General features: G+C 45.3%; 13 protein-coding genes. 2 read left to right on the top strand and 11 right to left on the bottom strand.

The features are described from left to right. Positions 1-33 precede the first annotated feature (33 nt). The 6 genes from ABIE27_RS00910 to ABIE27_RS00885 all read right to left on the bottom strand — a co-directional run bounded on the left by ABIE27_RS00910 (position 34) and on the right by ABIE27_RS00885 (position 9,116). Positions 34-1,224 (bottom strand): response regulator, encoded by a 1,191-nt coding sequence (locus ABIE27_RS00910; RefSeq protein WP_429349699.1) that lies wholly within the window; start codon positions 1,222-1,224, stop codon positions 34-36. Positions 1,225-1,241: 17 nt separating this feature from the next. Beyond that, the gene (locus ABIE27_RS00905) at positions 1,242-4,274 is read right to left on the bottom strand and encodes a hybrid sensor histidine kinase/response regulator (RefSeq protein WP_429349698.1); all 3,033 of its coding nucleotides are present in this window, start codon (positions 4,272-4,274) and stop codon (positions 1,242-1,244) included. A 216-nt stretch (positions 4,275-4,490) separates the two neighbouring features. Beyond that, complete coding sequence (locus tag ABIE27_RS00900; protein ID WP_429349697.1) at positions 4,491-6,893, bottom strand: S-layer homology domain-containing protein; 2,403 nt, start codon at positions 6,891-6,893, stop codon at positions 4,491-4,493. A gap of 22 nt (positions 6,894-6,915) precedes the next feature. After that, complete coding sequence (locus ABIE27_RS00895; RefSeq protein WP_429349696.1) at positions 6,916-8,406, bottom strand: dockerin type I domain-containing protein; 1,491 nt, start codon at positions 8,404-8,406, stop codon at positions 6,916-6,918. Between the two features lie 112 nt (positions 8,407-8,518). Then, on the bottom strand, positions 8,519-8,737 hold the full coding sequence (locus ABIE27_RS00890) for a hypothetical protein (RefSeq protein ID WP_240036630.1): 219 nt from the start codon (positions 8,735-8,737) through the stop codon (positions 8,519-8,521). Next, complete coding sequence (locus ABIE27_RS00885) at positions 8,706-9,116, bottom strand: hypothetical protein (protein ID WP_240036631.1); 411 nt, start codon at positions 9,114-9,116, stop codon at positions 8,706-8,708. Before ABIE27_RS00885 ends, ABIE27_RS00890 begins: the two co-directional genes overlap by 32 nt. A 123-nt stretch (positions 9,117-9,239) precedes the next feature. On the opposite strand from ABIE27_RS00885, the gene ABIE27_RS00880 reads away from it, so the two are divergent. After that, positions 9,240-10,145, top strand: a complete 906-nt coding sequence (locus ABIE27_RS00880; protein WP_429349695.1) for an ArsR/SmtB family transcription factor — start codon at positions 9,240-9,242, stop codon at positions 10,143-10,145. 64 nt (positions 10,146-10,209) lie between these two features. Further along, positions 10,210-11,445, top strand: a complete 1,236-nt coding sequence (locus ABIE27_RS00875) for an MFS transporter (RefSeq protein ID WP_429349694.1) — start codon at positions 10,210-10,212, stop codon at positions 11,443-11,445. A 207-nt stretch (positions 11,446-11,652) separates the two neighbouring features. On the opposite strand, the gene ABIE27_RS00870 is transcribed toward ABIE27_RS00875, so the two are convergent. The 5 genes from ABIE27_RS00870 to ABIE27_RS00850 form a co-directional block, all read right to left on the bottom strand. Beyond that, on the bottom strand, positions 11,653-12,471 hold the full coding sequence (locus ABIE27_RS00870; RefSeq protein WP_123062790.1) for a purine-nucleoside phosphorylase: 819 nt from the start codon (positions 12,469-12,471) through the stop codon (positions 11,653-11,655). A gap of 140 nt (positions 12,472-12,611) precedes the next feature. Continuing rightward, positions 12,612-13,019 (bottom strand): hypothetical protein, encoded by a 408-nt coding sequence (locus ABIE27_RS00865; RefSeq protein ID WP_429349693.1) that lies wholly within the window; start codon positions 13,017-13,019, stop codon positions 12,612-12,614. Between the two features lie 507 nt (positions 13,020-13,526). Continuing rightward, positions 13,527-14,429, bottom strand: a complete 903-nt coding sequence (locus ABIE27_RS00860) for a carbohydrate ABC transporter permease (protein ID WP_123062792.1) — start codon at positions 14,427-14,429, stop codon at positions 13,527-13,529. A 13-nt stretch (positions 14,430-14,442) separates the two neighbouring features. Then, positions 14,443-15,342, bottom strand: coding sequence for an ABC transporter permease (locus ABIE27_RS00855; protein ID WP_090915693.1), 900 nt, complete (start codon positions 15,340-15,342; stop codon positions 14,443-14,445). Between the two features lie 186 nt (positions 15,343-15,528). Next, a complete protein-coding gene (locus tag ABIE27_RS00850; protein ID WP_123062793.1) occupies positions 15,529-17,187 on the bottom strand; it encodes an ABC transporter substrate-binding protein in 1,659 nt (552 codons plus the stop codon). Positions 17,188-17,239 lie beyond the last annotated feature (52 nt).

Here is a 17,239-nt window from a genome sequence, read left to right as displayed (position 1 = left end):
TAATGCTGTATTAGCAAGATTCCCCCTCACAACTTAGACTTTAATTTGTTCATATAAATGTTTCGTTACCGCTGAAGGGGCGATGTGCAGCTCGCTCAGCCTCGCTTCCAGATCGCGATAAATTCGCAGCACCTGATCATGCTTTCCCAAGGATAAGTAAGCTTTCATAGCGAACCGATAGGCTTCTTCCTCATAAGGCGAATGTACCATAGCCCGCTCGGCTGCCTCCGTTGCTTTCCTCCCATTCCCCAGCGCCAAATGCTTTTCCGACAGGTTCAGCAGCAGTTCCAGGACATTTCGCTCCAGCCTCTGACTAAGCTCATACACCCATGGATAATCTTCCTGCGCCAGAAGTTCGTCCTGATACAGGTACAAGGTCCGATCCATCTGCTCCAGCGGCACATGCCCCTCACGCTGCATACGCTGCAGAACATCCAGCACATCATAGATATCAGCACGGATTCTCTTTTTGTCTATGATATACTGTTCATTCTTATAACTGATCATCTGTTCCAAACCCAGCTTCTTGAGGTTTTTACGCAGCAGGCTGACACAGGTATGCATATAAATTTTGGCCTTTTCATAACGCTCATTTGGCCACAAATGTTCTATAATCTGATCCCTGTGAACTTCATTGGCGTCAGGGTCTTGCAAAAGAAGATAAGCAAACAGCTCCTTTTCCTTCGCTGTACGCCACATGACTGAATCACCACTCGTCGGCGTCACTCGCAATTTTCCGAACATCTGTACAAATAAGTAGTTTTCTTCCTCACGGTTGTCTGCATCTTGCCGATTCGCATCGCGTTCGGCTGAATCAATCAAGGTTGTAGTCTGCTTCTGTTTCTGCTTTCCATTCTCTTTCTCAGTTTCTCTTAAAATTCGTTCAATCGTGCGAGATAAACGTCCCATCTCGATCGGTTTAAGCAGATAGTCCAGTGCCTCATGTTCAAAAGCAGCAACAGCGTATTGATCATACGCGGTGACAAACACAATAACCGCATCCAGATCTACCTCATGAATGTTGGCTGCGAGCTCCAATCCACTCATGCCTGGCATCTCGATATCCACGAACCAGATGTCAGGACGTGCATTGTCCAGGGCCTTCAGGGCTTCGAAACCATTCATCCAGCGGCCAGCTACATGAACCTCCCCTGTTTTGTCCAGGAACATCTCCAGCATATTTAGCGCATGCAGCTCATCGTCCACCAAATAGGCTTGTAACATAATCCTCCCTCCTTCTATTATTGATAAGGAAATTCAATCCTGATTTTAGTGCCCTGACCAAGCTCGCTCTGAATCACAGGCCCTTGCCCGTTCAAGTGTTTCAGGCGCCTCTGCACATTTTGCAGGCCAATGCCTTGATCCGATTGGTTTCTGTTTAGAACAAGTGTAACCTGCTCTTGCGACATGCCTATACCATCATCCTCTACTACAACCTGAACCTGCTCCTGATGTTTACGAATGGAGAGGGTCACTTTACCGCCATCAATTTTTTTGGATACACCATGACGAATGGCATTCTCCACCAGCGGCTCAATCAGAAGCGGCATCACTTTGCAGAGATACAGCGTGCTGTCCACATCCAATTCCACCTGAAGACGTGAGCCAAAACGCTCCTGTTCAATCTCGACATAAGCTTGAATCAGCTCCATCTCCTGACGAAGTGGAATCAGCTCTTCTGTATTATCCAGATGAAACAAAATTCGCAGATAACGACTGAAACTGCCAAGCAATTCTCCAGCTCTTGGTCCATCTGTAAAACACAGGGACATAATCGTTCCCAGAGCATTATATAAAAAATGCGGTTTGATCTGCGAACGCAGAAAAGCCATCTCGTTATTCGCAGCCTGCTTCACAAGCTGCTTCATGCCTAGCAGCATATGGATACGAACCAGAATCTCCCCGGCATCCAATGGACGCGTAATAAAATCATTACCGCCAGCCTGAATGCAGGCCTCAATGTCCGCTGGTGTACTCCGCGTGTTTATAAACAACACCGGTAGCTCGGCCTGGCTAAACTCCATACGTATCTGTCTGCACATCTCATACCCTGTTATTTCAGGCAGCATGGCATCCAGAATCACCAGGTCTGGCTGTCTGCCGCCAGCCAGAACAGAGCGCACTTTGGTATGGTTGTCTGCAAAGCTCAGTTGAAATCCTTCCGCAGAAAGCAATGTATTTAGCTGTTCAAGGTCTACGAGATCAGATGTTGCAATGAATACGTGACCTGAATTCATGCTCTCCACTTTTTTTTCCTCTCCCATATATGTATCTTCACCAACTGCTGCTTCTAATAGAATCATGTCAGCATCTGCAGCCGGCGGAAGCTCAAGGGTAATCCATGCTTTTTCTTCATTAATTGTGAGTTTTCCTCCCATTGCACTGACAATCTCGTATGCTGCTGACAATCCGGCAGCTGTTCGCTCTGCCTGTGCTGAAGTAGTATCCAGACCACCTGGACCCAGCCGAGAACCTGATCCCCTCTCTGCTTTCATATGCAGCGTAATTCGAATGACCATTTGATCTCGTTCACTGGAAAAAATCAACTCTCCATTATAATACTGTCCCATCATGTGATAGACCAGGTTATACAACACTTGCAGCAATCGATTCTCATCGGCTGTAATGTACCTTGCATCAGGCTCCATTCTTCGGACGATGATGATCTCCTTGCCGGACGCCAGAAACCCTAACACCTCTGTAACAAGCGAGAGACATGAAACCAGATCAACGGTACCCAGTGAGATTTTCACTACACCATCCCTGAACCTTGACACATCGATGAGATCGTTAACCAGATTGGACATCCGATAAGCCGTATTCCGGATTAATTGAAGCTTGGACCTGACCTCCAGTTCATTCGTTCGTTTCATGGACATCGTCAAAAGAGAACGGGATAGATGAATAATGCTGTGCAGCGGGGAGTTTAACTCATGTGAAGTCAGCAGCAAAAACTCATCCTTTGCCTTATCCGCCAGTTGAAGCTGGAGAGTAAGGCGCTGCATGGATGCATACGCCTGCACATACTGATAGATCAGCAGCATTGCAAATGTGCCCAGGATCACGATGGTTGTACAGTTCAATAGTACCTGACTGACCGGATACCACGTTACGATGATGCCTAGAACATAATTGACCAGCATGAGCCAGATGCAGACAATCAGCAACTGAGCCTCAGATCGGGTCCGTTTTTCATCACTTGTGCGAATATACTGACGAAGAATGACAAAGAAAGCCACTGCATAGGAGCCTACATTAACGACATACATCACTTCCTGGATCGATGAATATACGCGGAATGGAGATATGGTGATCAAACCGAGATACACAGTCAACATTCCACTGGGGATCTTCTTCCACTTTTTCCACCATACTCGATCATCTGGAACAAGTCTCCAGGTTATCAAGCTTGCAATGATGGATAGGCCATACACAGCTATATATTTCAACTTGTAAACCAGTTCAAAAGAAAGTTCCGGCACCAGATGTAACAGCAAACGCTCACCGTTGGTTACCACGGTCAAGGCAAAACCGATAAAGAACAATGCATACAGAAGTTGAATGCCATCCCGATGCAAACGCACATATAAATAGATGAATAATAAGCTGAAAATCCCCAAAATCCCAATGATCAGCAGCTCAAGCCCCGCTTGAATCATTGCCCTGTTCTCCATATATCGGCCTTGACCCAGATCAATCGAATTGTAGATTCCGCCGCTGCGAAAATCAAAATTAGCAGCTTGCAACACAATTTCGATCTCAGAACGATCCGGATGAAAATAGACCATGTACGGTTCATTCCTCGGGACATAGGAGGCAGCGGATTCTCCCGGGATGCCGGACCGATTCATTAATTTTCCATCAACGTACATTGCATCCGAGAAGCGAACATATCGTTTGGCGATGGCCATCATTTCTCCTTGAGGCACGTTTCGCACGAGCAAACGGTAGGTCCCATAACTTTTACCGTTCATTACCGATCCGTGACTGTTGCTTTTGTCGTCCCAATTCCCCGGAACCTGCATCATGATCGGCTTTATATGTGCGAGATGAATCTGCTGGGGAGTAAGCAGTTGCTTCGGGTAGAACTCCCATTCTCCATCCAGCGGGATAACGGACCTGTTTGTCCACTCCAGACCTGTCAAGTCCATCACGCCCTTTTTAGCCTCTGGCCTCTCCTGTTCAGATGTAGTTTGCCACACGACCACCAGTGCGAGCAACAAAGTCATGAATCCGATTCCTAACAAAAATCGATCCTTTCTGATGACCTTCATCTCTCTTTCTCCAGTAACATCTATCTTTACCGATAGCAATCTAGCGTTATTTTCGCACTCATACCTGAAACTGTCTATGCTTATTCAGATAATCTGCATACAAGATGGAAAAAAGGCATCCGAGGATGCCTTCGCAAATGCCTTCCGTAATACCATCTGCCCTAATAGAATGATCTACCATGGATGAACAGACTGAGAGAGTCAGCAAACTTCGTGCTAATTTTGGGATGCAGCCTGGATTGCTCCATACGCCCAGTGACTTACAGGGACATCCTTCCACATAGGAGAATTATCACCATCAGATTTAATGTTTAACAAACGATTCAACATGGTCACAGCTTCTGCCCGTGTAACGGCATCTTCTGGACGGAACTTGCCTTGCCCAGACACAGTCATAATACCGGAGGCTACTACGTGCTGAACCGCCTCTTTCGCCCAATGTTGTGTAATGTCAGAAGCATCGATTGCACCGTCAGTTTGTGTAGCATCGGTCATCGCAGTAGCTGGCGACTCCTGTTTTTTCAGAACCCGATCAATAATTACAGCCATCTCAGCCCGTGTAATGGAACGTCCCGGCATGAAAATGCCGTTCGCATTGCCATTCATCAATCCTGCATGTGAAACCTTTGTGATGGCATCGCGAGCCCAGCTGGCAGCAGGCACATCCTTATAAGTAATAGCGGGTATTTGCCCACTGTTGTCAGATAGGAGTGCACGAGATATAAGGGCAGCCATTTCAGCACGTTGCACAGTCTGATTGGGTCTGAACATGCCGTCCGCATACCCTTGAATATAAGAGGCTCCTTTGGAATCATTAATATGAACAATGGAAAATGTGCTGAACTTGGTAACTTCAAACTCAATCCCCGATTGGTCTGTTCCATTAAACTTGACGATTTTCCCTTTAACAAGTTCTTTGGTTCCATCACTATGTTCAATAAATACCTGCAGCTTATCCAGTTCTTTCGGTGTCAGATTTGGTTCTGTGATTGGCAGTACAACCGTCACCGGACGATTGCTCATATTGGTTTCTATCGTCATTGGACGACCTGCCAAGCGAAAGTCCGCTGTATTCGCCGATGAGTGAGCTAACAATGGATCGTTCTGGATTCGTTGCTTCACCATTTCACGCTCTGTGGCATCTTTGATCGGCACAAGGTGAAAGAATACATCCGATCCCAGTCCCTGTAAAGAACTCGCCGGAAGTTGCAATGAAGCATTAACCGTTTCGATATACAGATTCATCTTCTCATTGGCCATCAGCGAGGTAGACTCAGCCGGAAGTTTCACGTTCAGTTCGGATACCTCATCCTTTACGTCCGGAATCAGGATTCGGGCGATGTTTGAAGCCGCCTGCTTCAAACTCTGAATTGCTTTTGAGGTCTGTTCAGCCGTCAGGTTCACCTCATCCTTTTTGCGTCCATCTGTACCAGTTGTTCTTTCAATAGTCGTTGCCGATACAATGGCACCCACATTCCGTTCGTTCGTCACATTCACCGTAATCTTCTCGGAAGTGCTTGCAGACGGTATTGTTGTTGGCGTTGCAGAGCCAGAGGACGAAGTCCCCGAATTGGATGAACCTGGATTTGATGGCGTTGTTGGCGTTGTTGGCGTTGTTGGCGTAACCGGAGCGCTAAGGACTGTAATACTGCCCGGTACAAACTGCTTGTTCATTTCAATCGCATCGACATCCGTCACCGTAAAGTGTTCAGGTACAGTTGCATCAATGGTCTGCACCGGATATTCTCCTGCCACAGCACCAGAGGCAATTGTGAATTCAATTTTAAACAGTGTCTGTGGGATCTCTGATGCTGGAATAGGATTAAGCCCGCCATCCGCATCACTCCAGCCCACGATGAGCGATCCTGTTTCATTGTTCACGTTGTACTGTACTCCTGATCTGTTTCCCGTAACATTTGTCACCCTGAGGACAGCCGGATTGAACTTTAAGTGTACCCCGTAAGAGCCAATCGGCTGATCCAGCGACACGGTATCAACGGATTGCGTTACCTTCTCACCTGCTTTTCCCTTTACAGATCCGATGTAGACAACCGCTTTCCCAACCGGTTTTTCATCTGCCTTCACTGTAACTTTCCCGTTTTCTCCCGTCACCGGAAGCGGATCACCGTCCTGAAACCATGTGCTTTCACCGAGGTTCACTGAACTTTCCCCGACGACTGTTGTATTCTCCTTGATTTTGAAATGAAGGGAGTACAATGCTCCAGGTTCATCAATGTGTCTTTGCGTCGTCATCGTAATCCGAATGACACCAGAAGTGGATGTATTTTGGGTCAGGCTGACTCCCTGATATTTGGCATACGCCTGGTTGTTTACGACCTCATCCTCATTCACCAGTTCAAGCACTGCCGGGTCATAGGTAAAGGACAGTTCAGATTGATAAAAAGAAAAATTTGTACCTTTTGAATCATAGGATATAGGCACTTCAATGCTGTCTCCCTTTTTTCCGGATACTTCTCCGATATGAATAACAGCATCTATACTGGCGTCTGCCTGAGGAAGCCACGAAAAAATCATGGAAACCATAAGCAGCACAGCCAGAAGCGAATTCATTGAACGTTTGTATTTTGCTGAAAAAAGATACCCTTTATTGTTTTGCAAAGTATTCACTCCTTCCCAGGTTCTATGATTTGATTCCCAAGTAAATGCCCATAATTAGGGCTGAATCTTCAGCATCAAGCACACCGTCATCGTTCATGTCCAATGCTTCAATCTGACTTGGGGGTAAAGTAATTAAACCTTTGATATATTTATTGACTAACAAGGCATCTGCCGGAGTAATCACACCATCCCCGTTCGCATCTCCTTTAATTCGAAGAGCAATCGTTACATCCGCGCTACTTGAGAAAACAGATCCATTCTTGGCTTGCCAGCTAAAAGATGTCTTCATCCCCGTGTAAACCGAAGAAGGAATAAAGCTCAACCTCTCTAGTTCCGTAACAGGAATAACCTGATCCTTCACAACGTCCGTATCATTCAACTGTAACTTACCGCTGTCAGGCAAAGATATGATGCGAATATCTGTCATAGGCTGATTCTCCGGATCGGCATAATTACTAACAAAATCCGTAGCGCTAAAAACCAATGGAGCCCCGTGTTTAATCGTTTTGGAAAATGGACTAGTAACAGGCTTGGGGGTAGTAATTTCTATAAGACTTAAAAGCCGATTATAGGTTCCATCCGAATTGAAAATAACTACCCTATTCCTCACTGTATCAGCCATATATACTTCTCCGCCTGGGCCAACTGCAATTGAATTGCTAATATCTATAGGGTAATTGTCACTTGAACTCAACCATGGGCTCAGTACAGGCCGATTATAATAAGAGACTCCTTCATAGCTTGTTCGCATGATCTGATTACGGTTCACAACATATAACAACTTCTTATCCGGGTCTATTGCCAAATCTCCGTAATCATCAGATGAGTTGAATGCATTGGTTAAGTTGTTAAGAACTAATCCCGTTGTTTGTGTATACCACAACTCATTGTTATCTCCTAATATGACATTTGAGTTTTCTGAATATCCTCCGCCCGATGATCCGTACCCCGAACTATCCAATCTGATTGTCGCCAGGGTGATCATTTTTTGTTGAGCATTCATAAACACGACATATGTGCTGTAGAACATGGCCAACTGCTCACTATTGTTCTTTGTGAATAGAACCATACTTTTAATATAGGGTTGTTTATTTTCATCTGTACCAGCAGTTAATGAGAATTTACTCATAATGTCTATAGGTGGCGCATGCTCAGTTCCGTCAGGATTAAAAATATGTACCTTGGCTTCCGCACCTGATTCAGCAGCGTAAATCAGCCCATTACTCCCCATTGTCGCCGCCGTCAAATGTGGGACTTCCATAGTCGCAAGCACTCTTCCTTCGGTTGTTGCCCGGATAACACGATTATTGCCGCTATCTGCGATGAGCATCTCCGTTTCACCAGCATCCATCTTAAAAAACTGAATGTCTTTAGGTTGATTTAATGTGACAGGAACTACGGCAGCCATGGCAGTGGATGATGAAAAAATCACACTGGCAAGCAAGGTCATGACAAGCACCAGAAGTTTCCATCTCCCTTTTATCTGAGAACCTTTACCAATCTGTAGACTCAAAATGTCTCCTCCTTAATCTGTACTTCCATACCGTTTTAATAATACAAGGGCGCTCTTAACATTCACTGAACATGACGCGCATTATCCTGAAATAAAATACAAAACGACTGAATCAAATGAATTTCTTCGACTTGGCAAACCGTGACTCCACATCCAGTTCGGATACAGGTGCCAGCACTTCCTGAGCCACAACATGGTTGTAACCGATGGCCTTCAGATTGTTCGGAAAACCACTCAGATCAATGACACCTGCTCCCGGATAAAGCCGTTCGCCATCCTTCAATTCCTCAATGGGCAGATCATGCGCGTCCGAGCCGTATAACGTAAGCATCCAGAATATCAGCACAAAGTCTTAGTCGTTTGGTCGCTACAGCCATAAATGTAGCAGCAGGATAATCCGTAGAGGGCAGAATGTAGGTACAGCACTTGTCTACATTCAGTGCGGCAGATGCTTCGGCCATCGATACCAGGTTCGGCAGCCCCTCTCCGAATTGTTCATCGGCTGAACGCCATTCCACTGGAAAATCCGCTGAGCCAATGATAACTTGATTGCTTTCCAGCAAATGCTGCGCTTGTTCTATGCCATACGTCTGTACGAATGAGAGCGGATTCAAATCAACTGCCCCAAAACCATACCTGGATGCATACGTAGTATATTGTTCATCTGACTCCAGCTTGCCAAGTCCTGCCTTGGTCAATTCCTTAATCATCCCTTCGCCCTTCACGTGCTTATTCCATATATACGAAATGCCAGTTGAAAAAAAACTCTGGATCATATAATATGAAAAACAATTAGTTCTATAATTATAGAACAAATAGGAGGTTCTACATTTATGGAATATAAAGTCGAGGTTGATTTCTCTCCGATGTACGAGTGCGTAAACAGCCTGATTGCTTTTACGAACAAACAAAATCATAATGCCCTTGACGCGGGGAAATCTTGGATTCGTGACGTCCAGCATCGTTTCACCCCAGCCAAGCTTCAACTGATGCGCGATATGATGAAAGCGACAGACCACTTTACTCTTGCACCTTACATTTGGACTTGTCCTGGAGAACGCTCGGTGAATGGGTTTATGGATTGGCTTGAGAACCTGTCAACAGGAGAGTTATTCGACATTGCATCCCAGTTTCACATGTCTGTGCCCTCTAATTTATCGTCACTTCGCAGCCAAACTTTAGAGGTGCTAAGAGAATGGAATAGCCAGTATTTCAGTCAAGTTCATTCAGTCATCATAGATGAGCTCATTCGCGAAGCAGAGGAAAGACGTGCCCTCCTTGATGGTACTAATGATAAAGAGGTGTATGAAGATGCAACACAAGGCATGCGCATTTATCCCACCTCTAAGTTGAAAAAGATCATTATGATTCCCCAATACCATGCTCGTCCTTTTGTCACGTCAACCATCTTTGACGAGGTCATTTTCACGAATTACGCTTGTGACATCATGCCAACAGAACCGGGACGGCCTGATCCTAAATTGCTGCGTCTAACAAGAGCTTTGTCCGATGAGACGCGATTAGTTATTTTACGTCAGCTTGCGGGTAAGCAACTATCCTTTTCCGAGATCGTCCGTGAAGTCAAGCTTTCGAAGAGCACAATACACTATCATCTGATTTTTCTGCGAGCTGCAGGTCTAGTTCTCGTTCACTATGATCACAAAAATACGGAATATAGCTTGCGGTTGGAGGCCTTGAATAAACTCCCTCAGCAGATCGACGACTATTTTCATAACTAAGCATTCTCCATTTCATTTGTTTCGTGCTTACTAAGCTCTATTTGACATCTACGGAGGAATTTTCATGCTGAAGCGAAGTTACTACTATTTATTAGCCACGGTTACTCTAAGCTCCTTCGGAGACGTTTTTGGTCTCTTGGCCATGGAATGGATCGTTTATGAATTAACAGCTTCCAAACTGGCTATGGGTGCTATGGCACTATGTTTCAGTATTTCTGAGGTTTTATTCCGCCTGCTTGGGTCACCATTATCCGATCGGCTGAACCGTGGGAAATTCATGAGCGGACTTGTAGTCATTAGACTAGCAGCTCTTCTGATTCCATTGACCATGAGTATTGCTGGCCACCTGCACATCTGGCATCTCTTCATAGCAGCAGCACTTAGCGGTGCCTGTTCTGCACTGTTTATGCCAACAGCCATGGCTGTGATTCCTGGTGTAGTAGACAAGCATCAATTGATACGCTCTTTCGCTGTAATCGATGGCGCCCGTAATGCTTCTGCCTTGATCGGCCCCGCTTTGGCTGGAGCTCTGATCGCACTTGCAGGTTCCTTACCCACATTGGGCGTCAATGCTGCCTGTTACCTTTTAGCATTAACTGCCCTGCTCTATATGCCTACGATCCATCAACAAGCCGTTTCTAACGTTACATTTTCATTTAAAAAATATATCCAAGATATTGGCGAAGCTTGCTCCTTCTATCGAAAGTTCCCCGCAATGTTAACCATCATGGCCATGGTTTCCATAAGTAATATGTCTTCTATAGCTGTCTGGACGATGATGATCCCTTTTGTGCGTGAAGTGCTACATAAAAATGCTGCGACGATGGGTACCTTGACCTCAGCTTCTGCATTCGGAACCCTCGGCGGGTTACTGATCATATCCAAGCTAGGTGAGTTTAAAAAGAGAAGAGTCGTTATGCTTTGCAGTTTAGCTACGATTGGGCTCAGCTACGTTTTACTCGGGGCATTTCCCAGTTATCCATTTGCACTTCTTATTTTATGTATCGCTGGGGCAGCAGGACCTTTTTTTGGTGTGCTTAGTTCCTCACTCCATGGCACACTTGTACCTGTCTCGCTCCAAGGTAGGGTGAATTCAATTCGCTTCTTGATCGGCGGGGGGTTACAGCCTGTGGGTGCTTTTGCAGGTGCAGCAATAGCAGAGAGATTCGGAATCCCCACGCTATTGCTAACGATTGGATTGCTTCCTATATTCTGCTCCATAGCCGCATCCTTCCTGCCGAATCTGAAATTTTTGGATGGAGATTTATCAAAACTCAAGAAAGAAGAGTCATTCTCATGAATTAAATAAAGTAGGTCGTATGACCGCTATGGATCGGCTAATTTATACCTATTTACATATTTCCACTTATAAATTATGAGTGGCACAATCTGATGCAGGGATATATTCCTGCATCCTCTTTTCTGTAAAAAAAAACATTGCCCCACCAGAGGTTTCTGATGAGACAATGCCTGCGAATGGATTCTACTAGTATAGCGCGATGCTGTATTACATTTTTTGCAAAATGCCTTTAACCAAGCCAATAAAAGTTGTCTTCACTTTCGCGGCTACCTCAATAACTTCATCATGGCTGAGCGGTTGATCCAGAATACCGCAAGCCATGTTTGTCAGACAGGAAATACCGAGCACCTTCATGCCGCCATGAATGGCAACAATCGCCTCAGGTACAGTAGACATCCCTACAGCGTCCGCGCCCATCGTGCGAATCATGCGAATCTCCGCAGGTGTTTCATAAGCTGGGCCACTCCACCACGCGTATACCCCTTGTTGCAGGCTTACATTTTGCTCTTCGGCAACCTGTAGTGCGATACTGCGCAATTCACGATTGTATACTTGAGACACATCCGGGAAGCGCACACCCAGATCAGCATTATTTGGTCCAATCAGCGGATTGTTGCCAACCAGATTAATATGATCCGTAATCAGCATGAGCTGGCCTGGTTCAAAACTGGTGTTGACTGCACCACAAGCGTTGGTGACGATCAGTTGTTCAACGCCCAGTGCCTTCATAATGCGAACCGGGAACGTTACTTCATCTAAGGTAAAACCTTCATAGTAGTGAAGGCGGCCTTTCATGGCTACAACTGTCTTCCCCATTAATTCTCCAATCACCAATTCATTGGCATGCCCGATAGCCTCGGATTGAGCAAAATATGGAATCTCTGTATAAGGGATCACTGTTGCATTCTCAATCTCGTCCGCAAGTGCTCCCAGTCCTGAACCCAGAATCATACCTACTACTGGCTTGGTGTTGATCCGGTTTAATATGTAATCGCGTGCTTCCTGAATGTGTGCTGATTGATGCATAATAACGTCCTCCCGATCATCTGAATTGATATTACGTATATCCTATTTATAAGCATTACTTATCAAGTGTAATGAACAAAGGCTCGGATGTAAATGGTTGTCCTCATTCTCTCCTCGATACACCGTTGTCACAAGCTTTGTTAGACTTTAACCCCAGACTGCAAAGCGCCAAAGTAAGGCTCCAATATCGTTTCGAAATAGTCTTCTTGCTCTTCAATCTGCTCAACATACGTCCATATTAAACATTCTTCTGTGTCGATGTTTACTACCTCAAATTCCATCTGCCGAGAGGCCCATAAGGTGACCTGCCCCATAGCTCTCTCCGATTCATGAACATATCCAATGAAAGGATCGGAAGTACACTTCTTCTCATCTTCAGGATTCTCTTTTCTCTCTTCCGTTGAGATCTGGAGCACCTGCAGCTGTTCCTGTTTCCGTTGCATCCAGCATCGGAATGAGTCAAGCGAAAGCGGTCGTGACAGCAATCCAGCACCTCCTCTCCAAAATTGTACATCAAATAGCCGATCCTCTGCCAGAACCGGCTCCATGGTACCGTATGCTAATTTAGTGTGTGACTCTTCCTACTCTTGTACCAGTCCAACCCCATCATCAACATAAGCATCCAAAACGCAAATATTAGCGGCTTACCGATTGTTCCCTCTCCAAAAATAAAATAGGCCATCGCGAAATTCCCTATAAACGTAACGCATTATTACGGATGCTTTCCATCTTTTTCAACTCCATCTTGAATTAGATTTATGACCCTTGAGGATATATCGTTTCGGCTCGATCTTCATTCCATTGAATATGAACAGAGACAGGAAATTGCTGCAGATCTAGAAACTTAGCACCTATCGAATGCTTGACCGCTGACTCACAAGACCACGCCGTATTATTGAAAATTATAACATATACAGCAAATGATTAGATGTCTTTTTCTACTCATTTTTCCGTTACCTACGTATACCAAAAAAGCCGACCTCATTCGGCCGACTTCTTTAGATCCTACAATCATTCGCTTCCTAACGATGATAACTCATCGTTGCTGCTTCTTACTATTCCTTCACACTACCCAGTTGCAATCCGTGTACAAAGTACTTCTGCAAGAACGGATACACGACGAGGATTGGCAATGCTGCAACAATGGTGATCGCTGCCCGGATTGATATTGGCGTAACCATGTTACGCGCTTGCCCCATATTTGCTCCGCTGGATACCGCAGCACTGCTGTTGGTGTTCATAGAAGAGGACAGCAGTTTCATCAACTCGTACTGCAACGTACTCAGGTTTTGCTTGGATGAAGCATACAGGAACGTATCAAACCAAGAATTCCATTGCCCTACCGCAATGAACAACGCGACAGTCGCAAGTACCGGCTGACAGAGTGGTAAAATGATCGACATAAACGTTCTGAAATCGCCCGCGCCGTCAATCTTGGCTGACTCAATCAGTCCTTCAGGCAACGTCTGGATATACGTCCGAATAACGATCATATTAAACGCACTGATCAGACCCGGAATGATGTATACCAAGAAGTTGTTAAGCAAGTGCAAATCTTTGATCAGGAAGTACGTTGGAATGAGACCTGCACTGAAATACATCGTCATTACAACGATAATCGTAATCGGTTTACGCAGAATATAGTCTTTGCGGCTGAGCGTATACGCCAACATGGAAGTGAGGAACAAGCTGAGCACAGTACCTAGTACAGTTCTGGCAACCGAGATCCCGAAAGCCGCGAATATGGTTCCACCCGCAAATACGGCTTTGTAGTTCTGGCTGGTCCACTCCCTCGGCCACAAGTAGATTCCGCCTCGAATCGTATCGTTACCCGCATTAAAAGAAATAGCCAGTGTGTTCAAAAATGGATACAAGGTCACTACTGCAATAAAGATCATCAGCAAGCCGTTAAATGTGTGGAAGACAATCGGCTCAACTCGAGATTTGTTTATTCCCATCGATGTGTCCTCCTCATATTAATCGGTCTTCGCCGAATCGTTTGGATATTGAGTTAGCTGCAAATATCAGGGTGATACTGACGACGGTTTTGAATATACCGGCTGCGGTAGCAAGTGAATAGTTACCGATCTGTAGCCCGTATTTCAAGACAAAGATGTCAATGGTCTGAGACCAGTCAACAACTACACCATTTCCAAGCAAGTACTGTACTTCGAATCCGGCTTCCAGAATCCATCCCATATTCATAATCAACAAGATAATGACGATGGACTTGATGCCGGGCAACGTAACATACAACATTTTTTTATACCGGTTAGCTCCATCAATCTCAGCCGCTTCATAGAGTGAAGGGTCAATGGAAGTGATCGCCGCCAGATAGATGATTGCATTCCAGCCGACTTCTTTCCATACGTGTGATGCACCGACAATACCCCAGAAATACTCTGGAACGCTGAGCCACATAATGGGTTCTTTAATGAATCCGAGCTTCATCAGTACCACGTTCACAATCCCGCCATCAACAGATAACGAACTGGCTACAATGCCCGTAACGATGATCCATGACAGGAAGTGAGGCAGATATGAGATCGTTTGAATCGTGCGCTTGTACAGCTTGTGTTTGATTTCATTCAGCAAAATCGCAAAAACAATGGCTGTCACAAAGCCAAGAATCATGTTAATTAAACTCATCGCGATCGTATTGCGAAGCACGTTCAGAAACGCGTCGTCCGTAAGCAGAAACTTGAAGTGCTTAAGTCCGACCCACTCCTGCTGCGAGAATTTCTTCGCTGGACTGTAATTCTGAAACGCCATAACCCAGCCCCAGATCGGATAATACGAGAAAACCAAAATATAAGCGACGATGGGCAGAGACATAAACATCAGTTGTTTTTGACTGCGCAGGCGCTTCATCAGAGGCGTCTTGGTCACAACGGTTGGAGCAGATTTTTCCTGTATGGCTCCTGGCGTATTCGCCATCTTTCACTCCTCCTATCAACGTACAGCGGATTTTGAGGATAAATTGTTCGGAAGGGCACAGGGCATGATTTATATTCATGTACCTGACACCTTCCGAGCCAATCTAACAACCGCTTTTATTTATTTCACGGTCCAGTTCTGAATCCGCCATAGTAATTGCTCATTGATTCGGTCTTCATACGCTTTCACGTTGATTTTCTTGTAAGCGTCCACATACTCGCTCCAGATCGAATCAAATTGATCTGCATTGGACATGATTGCTTTAGGCAAGTACTTCAGCGACGTATCGGTCATTTGTTTGTTGGCTACCGAAGCATCTGAACCTTCTTTCAAGTCCACTTGCCACGCTGGATAATACACTGGGTTTTCAGGTGCAGGAGAGAAGAAATCACTCCATGTTTTGAAACCGTATGCATCCAGCAATTCTTTATCCTCCGGCTTCAAGCTATCGTAGAATTCCTCAGGCTGGTTTAGCGCTCCTACAGCATTACCGTCCTCAAAAGTTCCCTCCAGCTTCGGTGATGCTTTGTAGAAACCTTCCGCTTTGTTAGCCAGTTTCCATGCCGGGTCGTCCTGTTGAAGACGTTGTTCAGGTGTACGATAGAATCTGCCTTTATCGTTAACCATGTAGTCTACGCCCTCTTCACCCCAGGACAGCAACTTTTGATACTTTTCATCCATCAACTTATCCAGGAATTTCAGAATTGCAACAGGATCTTTAGCATCTTTACTGATACCAAAACCGTTGTTCAAGTTAATTACCGGACGATCCAGGTAATGATCCTTGATGCTTGTGTCATAAACCAGCGGAAAGCCAACATATGTTTGAGCAATTTTGTTCTGAGCTACAAGCGGGTCCTCCCCTTGCTGGAAGTTCCAGTGCTGATCAAACATGCCGATAACACGGCCCGAAGAAATTTTCGCCAAATACTGGTCGTAGTTCTGAACGAAGGCTTCTTTATCGAGCAGTCCATCGTTATAGAGACTGTTCAGCTCTTTATAGTATCGTTTTGAAATGTCTTTATCCGCGAATACGGTTGCAACACCTTTGTCATCTACAACAACACCACCATCATTTGGATGACCGGTCAAGTGCTCTGGCGGATTGAGCAGAGGGAATGTTCTCCAGTCAGAAGCCAGTGTTGTGAAACCAATGGTTGGTTGACCATCCGATGTCGTCGGGTGCTTAGCCGCATAATCACGAATCAGCTTCATGTACTCATCAAGTGTTTTCGGTGTTGGATATCCGGCTTCTTTCAGCACCTGCTTTTGAATCCAGAACGCAGGTCCGGAATAATAGTTACTAATGAATTCACCAGTATATACACCGTAGTTAGGCAACCAGTAAATATGCCCATCACTGGAATCTTTCATCCGTTCCCAATCTTTTGCATAATGCTTTTTAAGGTTTGGTGCATGTTCCTCGATCAGATCTTCCAGCGGGATCACCGCACCAGCCGCAACCAATTTGGTATCTGCCGTGATCAGATCCGGGTAATCTCCACCCGCAATCATAACCCCCAGCTTCTGTTGCAGGTCACCGACCAGAAACTCCATGTTTAGTTTGACACCCAGCTCTTCTTCAATCCTTTTGTATATCCGGTTATCCGCTGCCGGTGCCTGATTCGGCTCACTAATAAATGCCGAGATGTTTAATATTTCCTTACCATCGGGTGTCGTCGTTTTGGCTTCTTCTCCACTGCATCCTGCCAGTGCCAGAGTTAATGCCATAACAAGAGAAACGGAACCCCAAAGTTTCTTTTTCTTCAATCCCCCCATGTATTGCGCCTCCTTGGAAGTGGTTTTCCTTACTGATTTCATTATGAAGAAA

The sequence above is a fragment of the Paenibacillus sp. 4624 genome (assembly GCF_050435065.1).
Lineage (GTDB): Bacteria > Bacillota > Bacilli > Paenibacillales > Paenibacillaceae > Paenibacillus > Paenibacillus amylolyticus_D.
The sequence above is the reverse complement of the archived record's forward strand: the minus strand, read 5'-3'. Positions and strand labels throughout refer to the sequence as shown.

Bases quoted from the DNA above. Each gene is read 5' to 3' on its own strand.
- ABIE27_RS00910 (WP_429349699.1), bottom strand. From the start codon at position 1,224: ATGTTACAAGCCTATTTGGTGGACGATGAGCTGCATGCGCTAAATATG.
- ABIE27_RS00905 (WP_429349698.1), bottom strand. From the start codon at position 4,274: ATGAAGGTCATCAGAAAGGATCGATTTTTGTTAGGAATCGGATTCATG.
- ABIE27_RS00890 (WP_240036630.1), bottom strand. From the start codon at position 8,737: ATGCTTACGTTATACGGCTCGGACGCGCATGATCTGCCCATTGAGGAA.
- ABIE27_RS00885 (WP_240036631.1), bottom strand. From the start codon at position 9,116: ATGATTAAGGAATTGACCAAGGCAGGACTTGGCAAGCTGGAGTCAGAT.
- ABIE27_RS00880 (WP_429349695.1), top strand. From the start codon at position 9,240: ATGGAATATAAAGTCGAGGTTGATTTCTCTCCGATGTACGAGTGCGTA.
- ABIE27_RS00875 (WP_429349694.1), top strand. From the start codon at position 10,210: ATGCTGAAGCGAAGTTACTACTATTTATTAGCCACGGTTACTCTAAGC.
- ABIE27_RS00870 (WP_123062790.1), bottom strand. From the start codon at position 12,471: ATGCATCAATCAGCACACATTCAGGAAGCACGCGATTACATATTAAAC.
- ABIE27_RS00865 (WP_429349693.1), bottom strand. From the start codon at position 13,019: ATGGAGCCGGTTCTGGCAGAGGATCGGCTATTTGATGTACAATTTTGG.
- ABIE27_RS00860 (WP_123062792.1), bottom strand. From the start codon at position 14,429: ATGGGAATAAACAAATCTCGAGTTGAGCCGATTGTCTTCCACACATTT.
- ABIE27_RS00855 (WP_090915693.1), bottom strand. From the start codon at position 15,342: ATGAAGCGCCTGCGCAGTCAAAAACAACTGATGTTTATGTCTCTGCCC.
- ABIE27_RS00850 (WP_123062793.1), bottom strand. From the start codon at position 17,187: ATGGGGGGATTGAAGAAAAAGAAACTTTGGGGTTCCGTTTCTCTTGTT.